Source organism: Fusicatenibacter faecihominis, assembly GCF_020686945.1.
Taxonomy (GTDB): domain Bacteria; phylum Bacillota; class Clostridia; order Lachnospirales; family Lachnospiraceae; genus Limivivens; species Limivivens faecihominis.
On sequence record NZ_JAJEPR010000004.1, the window covers coordinates 102212 to 117856 of the forward strand.

Sequence of the window (15645 nt, forward strand, 5' to 3'; positions counted from 1 at the left end):
CGGAGGAAATAACGGTGCCGGATCATCATATGGCCCATACTACAGTCCTTATGTGGGGAAGCCTTTTCTGCCTTCTGGCAGCCTGGTGTATGGGGAAAGATAAAAATTACAACCGGGAGAAAAAGAGATGGATGCTGCATATGCAGCTCTTTACAGCCCTGTTTCTGAGCAGTGAGGCTTTTGCCTGGGCCTTCGATGGCCGACCTGGAAAAACGGCCTGGTGGATGGTACGGATCAGCAACTTTCTGCTGTTTCTGACTTCAGATCTCGTCCTTGTCTTTTTCAACTGGTATGTCGGCTGTCACCTGATGCCTCCGGAAGAGCGGAAGCAGAATAAAAGATACAGACTGGTATCGTATATTGGATTTTTTGCCGCCTTTCTGGTGGTTGTATCGCAGTTTACGCATCTCTATTATACTATTGACGAGACAAATCTTTATCACAGAACTTCCACCTGTCTGCTCGCCATGGTGCTTCCGGCCAGCGGTATGCTGCTTGATTTTACTCTGCTGGTTCAGTATCGGAAGCGGATCCGTCGGAGAGATTTCCTGTTTATGAGTTCCTATATTATTCTTCCGACTCTGGCGGCGCTGGTGCAGTTTTTCCATTATGAAGCTTCTCTTGTCAGTATAGCCATCAGTTTTTCTATGGTGCTGATCTATGTTGCAGCCATGGAGGAGCAGAGTGAAGAACTCGAAAAAATGTCAAAAAGCAAGGCCCAGACCGAGGAACGTCTGGAGATCGCCACGATTCTGAACCGCTGCGTCAAAGCGCTTTCCTCGAGCGTGAATGTAGATAAGGCAATTCATCATCTGCTGGAGATCATCAACGATTACTTTGACGCAGACCGGACCTACATTTTCAAACTGGATACGGACCAGGGAATCCTGACGAACACCTACGAGTATGTGAAAGATCAGGTGACGGAGCAGCAGGAGAACCTTCAGGGGATTCCTGTGGAGGTGATCTCCATCTGGATGCAGAAATTTGAGGAGTCAAATGTATACTATATTCCGGATCTGGAGTTAGAAAAAGGAACGCCCCACTATGAGATCCTGAAAATGCAGGATATCAACCGCCTGCTGGCTGTTCCTCTTTTAAGAGATGAAAAAATCGTCGGCTTCATGGGCGTGGACAATCCCAGGAAGCACTACAGCGATGAGACTCTGCTGGCTTCGCTTCAGTTCTTTGTCACCGACAGCCTCACCCGGAAAAGAGAGCAGGAAAAACTGAAATATCTGAGCTACCGGGATATGCTGACAGAGCTTTTTAACCGAAATAAATATATTGAGGTTCTGGAGCGCTACAAGAACCGGCATGTGGAAAAAGTCGGAGTGGCTTTCATCGATCTGAACGGTCTGAAAAAGGTCAACGATCAGAAAGGTCATGAGGCAGGAGATGAGCTGATCCGGAATGCGGCGGCAGTCATTAAGACTTCCTTCCCGGAGAAAGCCTTCCGCATTGGCGGGGACGAGTTTGTTGTTATTGCCGTGGGCATGGAGGAAGAGGAGTTCTTCAGGAAGCTTAAGACCGTCTATGCGAAAATGAAGGAAAAAGAGGTGAGCATTTCCGCGGGCTTCGTCTGGAAAGAGGAGACCATGGATCTGGAAGCGCTGACCAAGACGGCGGATCATCAGATGTACAAAGAGAAAGAAAAATATCACAGAGAGAACAGATACGAGCCCGGGTGATGACATATCCGGGCTTGTCATCTTTTTTCTTTTGTGATAACATACTAATTTAGGAATCTGACGCGTCAGCTGTTTACAGCAACGCGGGGAAAACAAAAGAAAAGGGAGAAACAGAAAAATGGTTGAAATCATAATGGCCGTGAACAATGCGGTCAACAATTTTATCTGGGGTGTTCCTGCCATGATCTGCATTCTTGGCGTGGGTATGTTCTTAAGTATTCGCACGGGATTTCTGCAGATCCGGAAATTTCCTTATGCCATCCGTACCACGATCGGGCGGATGTTTCGGAAAAAGGATGCTTCAGACGGTTCCATGACGCCTTTCCAGGCAGTCTGCACGGCTCTGGCCGCTACAGTGGGAACCGGAAATATCGCAGGAGTGGCGGGAGCGATTGCCATCGGCGGCCCGGGAGCCATCTTCTGGATGTGGTGTTCTGCCGCTTTCGGCATGTGTACCAAATTTGCAGAGGTGACGCTGGCTGTCCATTTCCGCGAGCGGAATAAGGAGGGTGACCTGGTAGGCGGTCCCATGTACTACATCAAAAACGGCCTCGGGAAAAAATGGCAGTGGCTGGCTTTCTTCTATTCGCTCTTTGGCGTGCTGACGGTCTTCGGTACCGGTAATGCCACCCAGGTGAATACGATTACCACCGCAATCGATACGGCTCTGGTCCAGTACAATCTGACAAACCGGACGGCTCTCTCAATGCTGAATCTCATTATCGGTATTTTCATTGCCATGCTGGTGGCCATGGTGCTTCTCGGCGGTGTGAAACGGATCGGCAGCGTGACGGAGAAGCTTGTGCCTTTCATGGCTCTTTTCTATGTGGTCATGGCTCTGGGCGTGGTGTTTCTCAATATCCGGAATGTTCCGGCGGTTTTCGCCTCCATCATCGGCGGCGCTTTTTCACCGAAAGCCTTCACCGGCGGTCTGGTGGGAAGCATGTTCCTGAGCCTGAAAAAAGGCGTGTCCCGCGGAATTTTTTCCAATGAGGCCGGCCTTGGTACGGGCTCCATTGCTCACGCCTGCGCGGACACAAAGAAGCCGGTAAAGCAGGGAATGTTTGGTATCTTTGAAGTTTTCGCAGATACCTTTGTGATTTGCACCCTGACGGCTCTCGTGATTCTCTGCAGTGGCGTTTCCGTCGGCTATGGAAAGCCTGCCGGAGCTGAACTGACGATCTCAGGCTTTACCGCCACTTACGGCGGCTGGTTTTCTGTCTTTACGGCTGTGGCTCTTTGCTGCTTTGCCTTTTCCACAATCATCGGCTGGGGCCTTTACGGCGCCCGCTGCATCGAATATCTCTGTTCCAGTGAAAAAGTTGTCCGTCCCTTCTTTGTGGTCTATTCTTTTGTGACGATTCTGGGTGCGACGATGGAGCTGGGACTTCTGTGGGATATCGCGGACACCTTTAACGGGCTGATGGCGATCCCGAACCTCATTGCTCTTTTCCTGCTTTCCGGTACGGTGGTGAAGCTGGCGAAGGAGTTTTTTGAGAAAGAGAAGGCCTGAAAAAAAGAAAGGAAGTGTTCCCTTGAAGAAAAAATGGATTTTTTTATGTGTCATGCTCCTTCTGCTTACAGGCTGCAGCGCGGGAACGAAGAAGCTGCGCTTCGGAGCGGCAGGGCTTGGCGGCGTGTATCACATCTTTGCAGATACCTTCGCCAATGTTCTGAGCACGGAAAATAATGATTTTCAGATAGACGTAAAAACGACGGCCGGTTCCGCGGCAAATTTAAGGCTGCTGTCAGAGGGTTATATCCAGCTGGCAGTCGCCCAGGCGGACCTCCTCCATGATGCCTGGAACGGCGATGGAAACTTTGCCGACAGGAAAACTTACCAGGGATATGGGGCGGTGGCTGCCCTTTATACAGAAGCCTGCCAGATCGTGGTGAGAGAAGATTCTTCTATTATAAGTATGGATGATCTTCTGGGAAAAACGGTGAGCATCGGAGAGGAAGAGTCAGGTACGAAGCAGAACGCCGGGAAGATCCTGGCGGCCAGCGGCCTGACGGATCAGATGCTGACGGAAGTAAATCTCAATTATACAGACGCAGCCGAGCAGTTGAAAGATGGAAGGATCGATGCTTTCTTCTGTACGGCGGGCGTGGAGACCACAGTCATCAGCGAGCTAGCGAAGCAGTGCGGCGTCCGGCTCCTCAGTCTGGATGAGAAGACGCTGAACAAGCTGACCCGGTCCTATGATTTTTATTCCGAGTATCTCATTCCGGCCGGTACCTATGAAGGACAGGAGGAAGAAACGAGAACGCTGGGAGTCAAGGCTGTGCTGTTGGCCAGCGACAGGCTTTCTTCGGCTCAGGTAAAAGAGATCACAAAGACACTTTTTGACAACAAAGAGAAAGTCCAGTACGCCCTGCCGGTGGATATTTCCCTTGATGAGACGGCAGCCCTGGAGGGAATCACCGTTCCCTTCCATAAAGGAGCGGCCGCATACTACGAGGACTGCGGTGTGGCTCTGGAAGACGGGACGGAGAAAGGAAGCAAATGAAGATTCAGCTGGATATGTATCAGACCATTGCGGCTGCAGTGCTGGTTCTGATGCTTGGAAAATATTTGAAACGTAAGTGCAGTATTCTGGAAAAATTCTGTATTCCCGCTCCGGTCATTGGCGGCGTCATTTTCGCGGTGTTTACCTGTATCTGCTATGTGACAGGTATTGCGGAGTTTTCCTTTGACGATATCTTAAAGGATGTGTGCATGGTATTTTTCTTCACCTCCGTGGGCTTCCAGGCAAACTTAAAAGTCTTAAAGAGCGGAGGAAAGGCTCTGATTGTGTTTCTTGGCCTTGTCATCGGTCTGATTTTCTGCCAGAATTTCCTGGCAGTGGGTCTTGCGAAACTTCTTCAGATCAGCCCTCTGGTGGGTTTATGCACTGGTTCCATTCCGATGGTGGGAGGCCACGGAACTGCCGGAGCTTTCGGACCGATTCTGGAGGATTTCGGAATCTCCGGAGCTACGACCCTCTGTACCGCGGGCGCTACCTTCGGCCTGATTGCCGGCAGCATGATGGGCGGTCCTTTGGGAAAACGTCTGATTGAGAAAAAGAACCTCTTAGACACTGTGGTTTCCGAGGATGACAGCCTTCTGGTGGAGGAGGAGAAAAAACATGAACGCCATGCCAGTATGTACCCCTCCGCTGTGTTCCAGCTCATCATTGCCATGGGCCTTGGAACCATTGTGTCAAGGCTTCTCTCTCTCACGGGAATGACCTTCCCGGTCTATATCGGAGCCATGATCGTGGCCGCCTTTATCCGGAATATCGGCGAATATTCCGGCAAGTTCACGATCTACATGGGCGAGATCAACGATATCGGCGGCATCAGTCTGTCCCTGTTCCTCGGTATCGCCATGATCACCCTGAAGCTCTGGCAGCTGGCGGCTCTGGCCCTGCCCCTTTTGGTGCTTCTGGCTGGTCAGACCGTGCTGCTCTTTGTCTACACGAACTTTATCGTGTTCCGTGTCATGGGAAGCGATTACGACGCTGCCGTTCTTTCTGCCGGAGTCTGTGGCTTTGGAATGGGAGCGACGCCCAACGCCATGGCAAACATGCAGGTGCTCTGTGAAAAATATGCGCCCTCCGTCAAGGCTTACCTTCTGGTGCCGCTGGTGGGCAGCCTTTTCGCAGACTTCATCAACAGCCTGGCGATCACTGTTTTTATCAACTTTATATAATAAAAAAGAATGTCCGGATGCGGACATTCGAGGGAGGATTTATGTTTTTTGGAAGAAAGAAAAAAGAGAAGGCAAAAACTTCTTACAAGATAGAAAGCGAGAATCTCGCTGTCCCCGAGGTTCATATCGGAGAGGCCCACGAGAAAGAACCGGAGCCGGAGCCGGAAGAAAACATCACTTATGAGAATGTGGCGATTCCGGAAATCCACATTCACAGAAAGAAAAAATAAGATCAGCGAAGTAACCGGTCGATCCGGAGAAAACCCCAGCCCTGACGGCTTCCGGGAAGTTTCAGATCGACAGCGCTTTCGCACATATGCATTTTGACATCGAGATTGGAAAGATCCGGATGCAGAGAGAGAAGCAGAGCGGCGGCTCCAGAAACCACAGGCGTGGCCATGGAGGTGCCGCTTTTTACTGTGTAAGCCCGGCGGGTGGAAGCGTAGCGGGCGTTGCAGGAGACGATCCCTGTGCCGGGAACCGTAAGCTCCGGCTTTACAATACAGGCGCAGGTGGGCCCGCGGCCGGAATAGCCGGGCTGGATCCGGCTCCTTTTGAAAAATTCTTCTTTTCGCTCGTCGTCGGAGGCTCCGACTGTGATGATCTTCCGACTGCTCCCGGGGCTTGTGATGCTTTCCTTTCCGGGCCCCAGATTGCCTGCGGCGGCTACCACGACAAGGCCGGCGTCCCAGGCGGTTTCCACGGCCTGAATGAGCTCCTCGTCATCTTTTCCTTCCTCCAGAGTGCCGACAGAGATGTTGAGAATCCGGGTGTGATACTGTTCTCTGGTGGCGATGACAAACTCGATGCCCCGGAGGATATCCTGACGGCTGCCGTTTCCGCGGCGGTTCAGGACTTTTACCGGCAGCAGGTGGCAGTCCGGAGCGATGCCCCGGTAACGGCCGCGGGAGAGTTTTCCGTTTCCGGCCAGGATCCCTGCCACATGGGTGCCATGGCCGTAATCGTCGTAGCAGCCGGTCTGTCCGTTTAAGAAATCCCGGAAATCTATTATGCGTTCCTTTAAGTCCGGATGCGGGTAGATTCCGCTGTCCAGGATGGCCGCGGTGATGCCCTTTCCGGTAAAGCCTTTGGTGAGGAGCGGCTCAGCTCCGGTCAGTTTTCGCACGCGATCCATAAATTTCCATCCTTTTTTGTGGAATGCATTTTTTATCAGTATATGCGGGGAGCGGGTCCTAAGTTCAAAAGTCTTATCATGCAAGCATGGACGACTTTGAGAACTTTGTCCCCTGGTATTTTGATGATGTTGGGGTCAAAAGGTCTTTTGCCCCCAACTGATGCCTACGAATTGCTCCGCTGCAAAGCAGCTCCCGCAATTCTATAAACATTCGAAATCCGCTGATTTACTGCGTAAATCGCTGCTTTCTCATGTTTGGCGGGTCCCAAGTTCAAAAGCTTTATCGTGCAAGCACGAACAGCTTTTTGAACTTTTGACCCTGGCATCATTTTGATATATTTTTCACAAGTTATTTTGAAATGTGCTTGACAATACATGTATAATTGTATACAATGATGCAAAAAGAAACAAACAACAGATGCATAGGAGTGATAGAAAGATGGAAAACCGTCGTGTGACAATGAACAACAAGACAAATCTTCTCGAGCTGGAAGAGCACATGTATCCCCTCGTGGATGTAAAGACCCCCAACGTTTTCCGGAACCTGTTTCCTTACAGTGAGGTTCCCAAGATCGCATTCAATGACCGCGTGGTTCCGCATCACATGCCGGAGGAAATCTGGATCACGGATACGACCTTCCGTGACGGGCAGCAGTCCCGTGCTCCCTACAGCACCGAACAGATCGTAACGATCTTTGATTATCTGCATAAACTGGGTGGCCCCAAAGGCAAGATCCGCCAGTCCGAATTTTTCCTGTACAGCAAGAAGGACAGAGATGCCGTCATCAAATGTATGGAGCGGGGCTATAAATTCCCGGAGGTCACGAGCTGGATCCGTGCCAACAAGAAAGACTTTGAGTTGGTAAAAGACATCGGAATGAAAGAGACAGGTATCCTGGTCAGCTGTTCCGATTATCATATCTTCTATAAGATGAAAATGACCAGAAGAGAGGCTATGGAGCATTACCTCGGTATCATCCGTGACTGCCTGGAGATCGGTGTGAGTCCCCGTTGTCATCTGGAGGATATCACCAGAGCCGATATCTACGGTTATGTGATTCCCTTCTGCCTGGAGCTTATGCGTCTGATGGAATTTTATCAGATTCCCATCAAGGTTCGCTGCTGCGACACCATGGGGTATGGCGTCAACTACCCCGGAGCCGTGATTCCGCGTTCCGTACCCGGTATCATTTACGGTATTATGACCCATGCGGGCGTTCCCAGCGAGCTCATCGAGTGGCACGGCCACAACGATTTCTACAAAGCTGTGACCAACTCCACCACAGCCTGGCTCTATGGCGCCAGCGGCGTCAACTGCTCCCTCTTCGGTATCGGCGAGCGGACAGGAAACACGCCTCTGGAGGCTATGGTATTTGAGTACGCCCAGCTTCGCGGCACTCTGGATGGAATGGACACCAGAATCATCACAGAGCTGGCAGAATACTATGAGAAGGAGATCGGCTACCATGTGCCGCCCAGAACGCCTTTCGTCGGCGAGAACTTCAATGTAACCCGGGCGGGCATCCATGCGGACGGTCTTCTGAAAAACGAGGAGATTTACAATATTTTCGATACGGATAAATTTCTGAACCGTCCGGTGCTGGTGGCAGTATCCAACACTTCCGGCCTTGCGGGAATTGCCCACTGGATCAATACCTACTATCATCTGCCGGAGGAGGAGAAGATCAGCAAGGATACGCCTCTGGTAAAAATGGTCAAAGAGTGGGTAGACCGGGAGTATGAGAGCGGTCGTGTGACGATCCTGACCAATCAGGAGCTTGTGACCGTCATCAGCGATTCCTGCAAGAAACTGAATATCCCGCTCCCCGGAAGAAAAGGGGCTCCGGCGCTCAAAGAAACTGTTCCGGATTCGGAACTTTAAGGAGGATATGTCTGTGGACGCGACAGATCAGTTTTCCCTTCGGGGGAAAGTGTTTCATACCATACGGGAAAATATATTGAGCGGCCGTTACAAATACCAGGAGGAGCTCCGGGAGAGCACCCTCGGAAAAGAGCTGGGTGTTTCCCGGACCCCGGTACGGGAGGCGTTAAGACAGCTGGAGCTTGAAGGACTGGTGACGATTGTGCCGAACAAGGGCGCTTACGTCAACGGCATCACGGCCCAGGATGTGGAGGTCATCTACCAGATGCGTTCCCGGCTGGAAGGGCTCTGCGCCCGGATGGCCTGCGAGCGGATCACGAGAGAGCAGCTGGACGAGATGGAGGAAGTGATTCTCCTCTCCAAATTTCATGAGAAAAAGGGCAACTATGACCAGCTGGTAGAGCTGGACAGCCGTTTCCATGAGATCCTCTTTGAGGGCTGCCAGAGCAAACTTCTGGAGCATGAGCTTAAGAACCTGCACCAGTATGTCCAGCGTGTGCGGAAGACTTCCCTGGAGAGCGGCCAGCGGGCGGAAAAATCCACCCAGGAGCATGAAAATATTATGCTGGCCATCCGGGACAAGAATCCGGACCGGGCGGATGAGCTGGCTACCAGACATGTGATGAATACCATCAGCAATATCCGAAACTGTCAGATAGAAACGATCATGGAGGACGAGACAAAATGGAAAAAATAAAGATGCAGACCCCGCTGGTTGAGATGGACGGGGACGAGATGACAAGGATTCTCTGGAAAATGATCAAGGATGAACTTCTTCTTCCTTTTGTTGATCTGAAAACTGAGTATTACGATCTGGGTCTCAAACACAGAGACGAAACTGATGACCAGGTGACTGTGGATTCTGCCAAGGCGGCCATCAAATACGGCGTGGCAGTCAAGTGCGCTACCATCACCCCCAATGCAGCCCGGGTGAAAGAGTACGACTTAAAAGAGATGTGGAAGAGTCCCAACGGTACGATCCGTTCTATTATGGACGGCACCGTGTTCCGTGCTCCGATCGTGGTAAAAGGCATCGAGCCCTGCGTGAAAAACTGGAAGAAACCGATTACTCTGGCCCGTCACGCCTACGGCGACGTCTACAAGGCCTCCGAGATGATCGTTCCGGGACCGGGAAAGGCAGAGCTTGTCTTTACGGCTGAGGATGGAACCGAGACGAGAGAGTTGATTCATCAGTTTAAGGGCCCGGGCGTTCTTCAGGGCATGCACAACCTGAACAGTTCCATTGAGAGCTTCGCTAGGAGCTGCTTCCAGTATGCGCTGAATACGAAACAGGATGTCTGGTTTGCCACCAAAGATACAATCTCCAAGAAATATGACCATACCTTCAAGGATATTTTCCAGGAGATTTACGATAGAGACTATAAAGAAGCCTTTGAAAAGGCAGGCATCACCTATTTCTATACCCTGATCGATGATGCGGTTGCCCGGATCATGAAGGCCGAGGGCGGCTTTATCTGGGCCTGCAAGAACTATGACGGCGACGTGATGAGCGATATGGTGTCTTCCGCTTTTGGTTCTCTTGCTATGATGACCTCCGTTCTCGTGAGCCCGGACGGCAAGTTTGAGTACGAGGCAGCCCACGGCACTGTACAGCGCCACTATTACAAATATCTGAAAGGGGAGGAGACTTCCACTAACTCCGTGGCTACGATCTTTGCCTGGAGCGGAGCCTTAAGAAAGCGCGGCGAGCTGGATCAGATTCCGGAGCTTATGACCTTTGCGGATAAACTCGAGAAGGCCACCCTTTCCACGATCGAGAGTGGAAAGATGACCAAGGATCTGGCTCTGATCACCAGCATTGAGAATCCGACCGTGCTGAACAGTGAAGGCTTTATCAAGGCGGTCCGCGAGAATCTGGAGAAAAGTCTTGCATAAAAGATATATCTAATTATAAAGTATGCATAATAAGAGATGCTTCCTATCAGAACCCATCCATACAGCAGGTACAGAGATTCTGTATCTGCTGTATTTCTTTTGAATGAATTGCACAGAATAAAAGATATATCTAATATTATTTTGTTGAAAATATGTATATAGTATTGACAAGTTAATATACTGCGTGGTATATTTGTAACAGTTAATAAAGAAAAGAGAAGATGATTTTTGATGAGTTTTCATTAGAAATCAGAAAAGGGGAAACATTCCATGAGCATCGTTTATCACGAAAAGACCAGAGAATTTCACCTTTACAATGATAAGATCAGCTATATTTTCCAGATTATGCGGAATGGCCAGCTGGGTCAGCTCTATACGGGAGCGCGACTGAGGGACCGGGAAGATTTTTCCCACTTAAGTGAGCTTGGATTTCGGGATATGGCTCCTTGCGTTTATGAGGGAGACCGTTTTTTCTCCCTGGAGGCCTTAAGGCAGGAATATCCGGCTTACGGAACAGGAGATATGCGTTATCCGGCCTATGAGCTGCTCCGTGAGAATGGCAGCCGCCTTTCCGGTTTCGTTTACCAGAGTCACCGGATTTATCCGGGCAAACCGAAGCTTCCAGGACTTCCGGCCACCTATGTGGAAAAAGAAAACGAAGCGGAGACCCTTGAGATCACTTTAAAAGATGAACTCATCGGAACCGAGCTGATCCTCAGTTATACGATCTATGAAGCGTTCCCGGCTGTCTGTCGAAACGCCTGCTTCCGTCAGACCGGAGAGGAGACGGTAGTCCTCGATGAAGCTATGAGCCTTTCCCTGGATCTTCCGGACCGGGATTACGATCTGGTGACGCTGACAGGAGCCTGGGCGAGAGAACGTTATGTCCGAACGGAACACTTAAGAGAGGGCGCCCAGGAAGTCTACAGCATGAGAGGCCACAGCAGCCATCAGTTTAATCCGTTCCTGGCGCTGAAACGACCCAATGCGGATGAGAAGCAGGGCGAAGTTCTCGGTTTCAGCCTGGTATACAGCGGCAATTTCCTTGGCAAGGTCAATGTGGACACCTACGGAGTCACGAGAGTGCTTTTAGGCATTCATCCGGAAGGATTTTCCTGGACGTTGAAACCCGGCGAGAGTTTCCAGACGCCGGAGGCCGTGATGGTTTATTCTTCCGAAGGACTGAACGGCATGAGTCAGACCTTCCATAAGCTGTACCGCACGAGACTCTGCCGGGGCAGCTGGAGAGATAAAGTAAGACCGGTTCTCATCAACAACTGGGAAGCTACTTTTATGAATTTTACCGAGGAGAAGATCCTCAATATCTCCCGGACCGCTGCAGACCTCGGCGTGGAGCTTATGGTTCTGGACGACGGCTGGTTCGGCAAGAGAGACGACGCCACCAGTTCTCTGGGAGACTGGTATCCGGACCTTTCCAAACTGCCGGAGGGCATTACCGGAGTGGCGAAAAAAGTCGAAGCCCTGGGCATGAAGTTTGGTCTCTGGATTGAGCCGGAGATGGTCAATCACGAGAGCCGCCTTTACCGGGAACATCCGGACTGGCTCTTGGGCGAGCCGGGAAGACCCCAGTGCCACGGCAGAAACCAGTTTGTACTGGATTACAGCAAGCCGGAGGTCGTAAAAGGCATCGGCGACATGATTGCGAAGGTTCTCCGGGAAGCGCCTGTTTCCTATATTAAATGGGATATGAACCGGAGTATGTCGGAGGTCTTTTCCAAGGGAAGAGACGCGGCTTTCCAGGGTGAGGTATTTCATCGTCATATGCTCGGCATCTATTCGCTCTATGAGCGGCTGATCACCGAGTTTCCAGATATTCTTTTTGAATCCTGTGCCAGCGGCGGGGCCCGGTTTGATCCGGGAATGCTCTATTACGCGCCCCAGACCTGGACTTCCGATAACACCGACGCGGTGGAGCGGCTTAGGATTCAGTACGGAACTTCTGTGGTTTATCCCTTAAGTTCCATGGGCTGTCATGTATCGGTAGCGCCGAACCAGCAGACCCACAGAAACACTTCTCTGAAAACCAGAGGAGAGACGGCGCTCTTTGGCGTGTTTGGCTATGAGCTGGATCTGAACATCCTGACGGAGGAAGAGAAAGAAGAAGTCCGCCAGCAGATCCGTTTCGTGAAGGAACACCGGAAACTCATCATGACCGGAAACTTTTATCGTCTTATCAGTCCTTTTGAGGGCGATGAAGCTGCCTGGGTTGTGGTTTCCGAGGACAGAACGGAAGCTCTGGCCGGTTATTACCGCCAGCGTCAGCCGGCAAACGGCTGTTATCAGAGACTTCGGCTTTCAGGACTGGATCCGGAGGCGGAATATCAGGTATCGGGCTTTGAGGGAAGCTTTTATGGCGACGAACTGATACAGGCCGGTCTTGTGACCTCCGATGAAGCCTGCGGCGTCAGCGGCACCGGCGTTCCCCAGGGGGACTACCAGTCCAGAGTCTTTTATCTGAAAAAACTCTGAGAAAGATATTTTTCCATGCAAAGCATGGTAAATATAAAAATCTTTTTATGAAAGAGAGGACAAAACTATGAAAAGAAAACTTCTGTCAGCATTACTTGCAACAGCCATGACCATGACTGTAGTAGCCGGAACCGGAATTGCTGTATCAGCAGACGGTGAGGCCGTTGTAAGCACCGTCATGTTCTCCGATCCGGATACCATGGATCCCGGACGTGCAGATGATGATCAGAAAAACTCCATCGTTCTGGAGTGCCAGGAGACCCTGGTTCGTCTGATCGACGGAAAGCTGACCAACGCAGGCGCAGAAAGCTACGAAACTTCTGACGACGGCCTGGTTTGGACCTTCCATCTGCGTGACAACAAATATTCCGACGGAACACCGGTTGTTGCAGAGGACTATGTAAACTCCATCCGCCGTGTATTCGACCCGGAAGTAAACTGCCATAACGCAGGTATCTTCTACTGCATCGCTGGCGGCGAAGCTTTCAACACCGGTTCAGGCGCAAAAGAGGATGTAGGAGCCAAAGCCATCGATGACAAGACTCTGGAGATCACCCTCACCGAGCCGATCCCGTACTTCGCACAGCTTCTGACCTTCGCAAACATCACTCCGGTTCCGGAATCCAAGACCGAAGGCGAGAACAACTCTTCCTACGGAGCAATCGTAGACGATCTGGCTCAGTGCGGTCCGTATTACATCTCCGAGTGGACCCGTGGTTCCAAAGTTGTTCTGAAAAAGAACCCGAACTACTGGGATGCTGACAACATCAAACTGGACGAGATCGACATGGTTCTGGCTCAGGATGAGAACACCAGACAGCAGCTCTTCGATCAGGGACAGATTGATCTGTTAAGAAACGTTCGTACCGAGTATATCGATCAGGTTCAGTCCAAGATTGATTCCGGCGAGATCACCCTGATTTCCGGCCCGCAGCCGAGAAACAGCTACATCTGCTTCAACAACGAAGATCCGGACGGCGTATTCTCAAACGAGAACATCCGTAAAGCCTTTGCGATCGCCTTCGACCGTGAGTCTTATGTAAAGAACGTTCTGAAAAAAGATCAGGCCGCTTACGGTGAGATTCCTTACGGAACCGCTATCGGCGACGATCTGTTCCGTGACCTCTATGAAGAGCCCATGAAAGAGCTCCTTGAGCAGGATCCGGTAGAGCTTCTGAACAAAGGTCTTGAGGAGATCGGCAAAGCAGGCGAGACCCTCGAGGTTACCTTCCTCCAGAGAAACGCTGATAACGAGACCAAGGTTGCAGCTGAGTACTATCAGAACCAGTGGCAGACAAAACTCGGCGTTGTTGTAAACATCGAGACTGCTTCCGATAACTCTTCCTTCAACAACCAGGTTTCCAAAGGACAGTACCAGATCTGCCAGACTGGATGGGGCGCAGACTACAACGATCCGATGACCTTCATGCAGTGCTACACCACCGGCGACGGCAACAACCCCGCATTCTTCTCTGATGCTGAGTATGACGAGCTGGTAAATGCCTGCAAGACCGAGTCTGACATGAAAGTCCGCGGCGAGAACTTCGCAAAAGCTGAGAAAATCCTGACTGTTGATAAATGCGGTATCTCCCCGGTTACCTTCTCTTACTCCAATGTTGTTGTAAACCCGAAACTTCAGGGCGTATACGTCAACGGCGCAGGTGGTCCTTCCATCGAGTTCAGAGATGCATATCTTGCTGAGTAACAGATAATTATCACTAGAGCAACAGATCTCACCAGGTGATCTGTTGAAAGGTGCCGGAACCTGTGGGAGGTAGAGCTTCCCATACGTTCCGGCATTTATAAGTCAAAGATTCCTGGTGTTCTGTATCGCTCATTTTCAAATCGAAAGATGCGCGATACAGAACACTAGGCTTTCACTTAGGAGGTGCGACTAAATGATTAAATACATATTAAAGAAGATCGGTTACATGATCGTAACCCTGTGGGTAATTCTTACCATCACCTTCTTTCTGATGAACTGTATTCCGGGCGACCCCACCCAGGACAGCATGAAAGTTCTTCCGGAGGCCGTAGCCAACAACCTGAAGGCACGTTGGGGCCTCGATAAACCGGTAGGAGAGCAGTATATTATTTATCTGAAGAATCTTCTTCACGGCCAGATGGGAGAGTCCTATAAGACTCCCGGCCTTACCGCAAACCAGATTATTTCCGAGCGTTTCCCGGCTTCTCTGCAGTTGGGTCTGCAGGCCGTGGCAGTTGGTCTGATCCTTGGACTGATCCTTGGTATCCTGGCGGCTCTGCACCGTGGGCGCTGGATCGATTTCCTGACGATCTTCGTCGCCATCATCGGCGTGTCTGTCCCGAGCTTCGTGTTCGCGGCTCTGCTTCAGAAATACGCCGCAGGTTCTTATTTCCCCATCGTCGGCTGGTCCTCCAAGGGTATGGGAGTCGGGCAGATCTTTCAATACACGTTCCTGCCGACGGTATCGGCGTCCATCAGCGGTATCGCAACCTATTCCCGTTTCATGCGTTCCTCTGTACTGGATGTACTGAGCAATGATTACATCCTTCTGGCAAAGTCCAAAGGTCTTTCCAACTTCCAGATCGTAAAACGTCATGTGCTCCGTAATGCCATCACCCCGATCATCTCCATCGTGGCTCCGCAGGTAGCCAACATCGTAACCGGTTCCTTCGTAATCGAGCGTATCTTCTCTATTCCGGGTCTGGGCCGTTACTATGTAGAAAGTGTAAACGGACGTGACTATCCGATGATCATGGCAACCACACTGTTCTTCTCATTTATCTTCATTTTCTGTATGGTACTGATGGATATCCTGTACGCCATCGTAGACCCGAGAGTGAGAAAGAGCATTATTGAAGGCAACAAGTAAGG

The 15645-nt window shown here is 50.9% G+C and carries 12 protein-coding genes; 11 read left to right on the forward strand and 1 reads right to left on the reverse strand.

The genetic code is table 11. The features are described 5' to 3' along the window. Positions 1-14: 14 nt before the first annotated feature. From LKD71_RS18280 to LKD71_RS03530, 5 genes are all read left to right on the forward strand, one after another. Positions 15-1691 (forward strand): diguanylate cyclase, encoded by a 1677-nt coding sequence (locus LKD71_RS18280; RefSeq protein WP_227614355.1) that lies wholly within the window; start codon positions 15-17, stop codon positions 1689-1691. Positions 1692-1809: 118 nt separating this feature from the next. Beyond that, entirely contained in the window at positions 1810-3204 is a 1395-nt protein-coding gene (locus tag LKD71_RS03515) for an alanine/glycine:cation symporter family protein (protein ID WP_227614356.1), read from the forward strand. A gap of 22 nt (positions 3205-3226) precedes the next feature. Beyond that, complete coding sequence (locus LKD71_RS03520) at positions 3227-4201, forward strand: TAXI family TRAP transporter solute-binding subunit (RefSeq protein WP_227614357.1); 975 nt, start codon at positions 3227-3229, stop codon at positions 4199-4201. Next, a complete protein-coding gene (gltS, locus tag LKD71_RS03525) occupies positions 4198-5385 on the forward strand; it encodes a sodium/glutamate symporter (protein ID WP_227614358.1) in 1188 nt (395 codons plus the stop codon). Before LKD71_RS03520 ends, gltS begins: the two co-directional genes overlap by 4 nt. Positions 5386-5426: 41 nt before the next feature. Then, positions 5427-5615, forward strand: coding sequence for a hypothetical protein (locus tag LKD71_RS03530; protein ID WP_178046336.1), 189 nt, complete (start codon positions 5427-5429; stop codon positions 5613-5615). 2 nt (positions 5616-5617) lie between these two features. Here the strand turns inward: LKD71_RS03530 and LKD71_RS03535 are convergent, their stop codons facing one another. Beyond that, positions 5618-6520, reverse strand: a complete 903-nt coding sequence (locus LKD71_RS03535; RefSeq protein ID WP_227614359.1) for a S8 family peptidase — start codon at positions 6518-6520, stop codon at positions 5618-5620. Positions 6521-6959: 439 nt separating this feature from the next. Here LKD71_RS03535 and LKD71_RS03540 point away from each other — a divergent pair, with 439 nt between their 5' ends. The 6 genes from LKD71_RS03540 to LKD71_RS03565 all read left to right on the forward strand — a co-directional run bounded on the left by LKD71_RS03540 (position 6960) and on the right by LKD71_RS03565 (position 15643). Then, positions 6960-8402: a 2-isopropylmalate synthase gene (locus tag LKD71_RS03540; RefSeq protein WP_227614360.1), complete on the forward strand. Its 1443-nt coding sequence runs from the start codon at positions 6960-6962 to the stop codon at positions 8400-8402. Positions 8403-8409: 7 nt separating this feature from the next. Further along, positions 8410-9099 carry a GntR family transcriptional regulator gene (locus tag LKD71_RS03545; RefSeq protein WP_227614361.1) on the forward strand — a complete coding sequence of 230 codons (690 nt, stop codon included), beginning with the start codon at positions 8410-8412 and terminating at the stop codon, positions 9097-9099. Continuing rightward, positions 9087-10298, forward strand: a complete 1212-nt coding sequence (locus LKD71_RS03550; protein ID WP_227614362.1) for an NADP-dependent isocitrate dehydrogenase — start codon at positions 9087-9089, stop codon at positions 10296-10298. The genes LKD71_RS03545 and LKD71_RS03550 overlap by 13 nt, the downstream gene beginning before the upstream one ends. Before the next feature lie 270 nt (positions 10299-10568). Next, positions 10569-12788 carry an alpha-galactosidase gene (locus LKD71_RS03555; protein WP_227614363.1) on the forward strand — a complete coding sequence of 740 codons (2220 nt, stop codon included), beginning with the start codon at positions 10569-10571 and terminating at the stop codon, positions 12786-12788. A gap of 67 nt (positions 12789-12855) precedes the next feature. Continuing rightward, positions 12856-14493, forward strand: coding sequence for a peptide ABC transporter substrate-binding protein (locus tag LKD71_RS03560; protein ID WP_227614364.1), 1638 nt, complete (start codon positions 12856-12858; stop codon positions 14491-14493). 193 nt (positions 14494-14686) lie between these two features. After that, a complete protein-coding gene (locus LKD71_RS03565; RefSeq protein WP_227614365.1) occupies positions 14687-15643 on the forward strand; it encodes an ABC transporter permease in 957 nt (318 codons plus the stop codon). Positions 15644-15645 lie beyond the last annotated feature (2 nt).

What these genes read in the sequence shown, in the direction of transcription:
- gltS (WP_227614358.1), top strand. Translation starts at nt 4,198, where the DNA reads ATGAAGATTCAGCTGGATATGTATCAGACCATTGCGGCTGCAGTGCTG.
- LKD71_RS03565 (WP_227614365.1), top strand. Translation starts at nt 14,687, where the DNA reads ATGATTAAATACATATTAAAGAAGATCGGTTACATGATCGTAACCCTG.
- LKD71_RS03535 (WP_227614359.1), bottom strand. Translation starts at nt 6,520, where the DNA reads ATGGATCGCGTGCGAAAACTGACCGGAGCTGAGCCGCTCCTCACCAAA.
- LKD71_RS03550 (WP_227614362.1), top strand. Translation starts at nt 9,087, where the DNA reads ATGGAAAAAATAAAGATGCAGACCCCGCTGGTTGAGATGGACGGGGAC.
- LKD71_RS03530 (WP_178046336.1), top strand. Translation starts at nt 5,427, where the DNA reads ATGTTTTTTGGAAGAAAGAAAAAAGAGAAGGCAAAAACTTCTTACAAG.
- LKD71_RS03540 (WP_227614360.1), top strand. Translation starts at nt 6,960, where the DNA reads ATGGAAAACCGTCGTGTGACAATGAACAACAAGACAAATCTTCTCGAG.
- LKD71_RS03555 (WP_227614363.1), top strand. Translation starts at nt 10,569, where the DNA reads ATGAGCATCGTTTATCACGAAAAGACCAGAGAATTTCACCTTTACAAT.
- LKD71_RS03545 (WP_227614361.1), top strand. Translation starts at nt 8,410, where the DNA reads ATGTCTGTGGACGCGACAGATCAGTTTTCCCTTCGGGGGAAAGTGTTT.
- LKD71_RS03560 (WP_227614364.1), top strand. Translation starts at nt 12,856, where the DNA reads ATGAAAAGAAAACTTCTGTCAGCATTACTTGCAACAGCCATGACCATG.
- LKD71_RS03515 (WP_227614356.1), top strand. Translation starts at nt 1,810, where the DNA reads ATGGTTGAAATCATAATGGCCGTGAACAATGCGGTCAACAATTTTATC.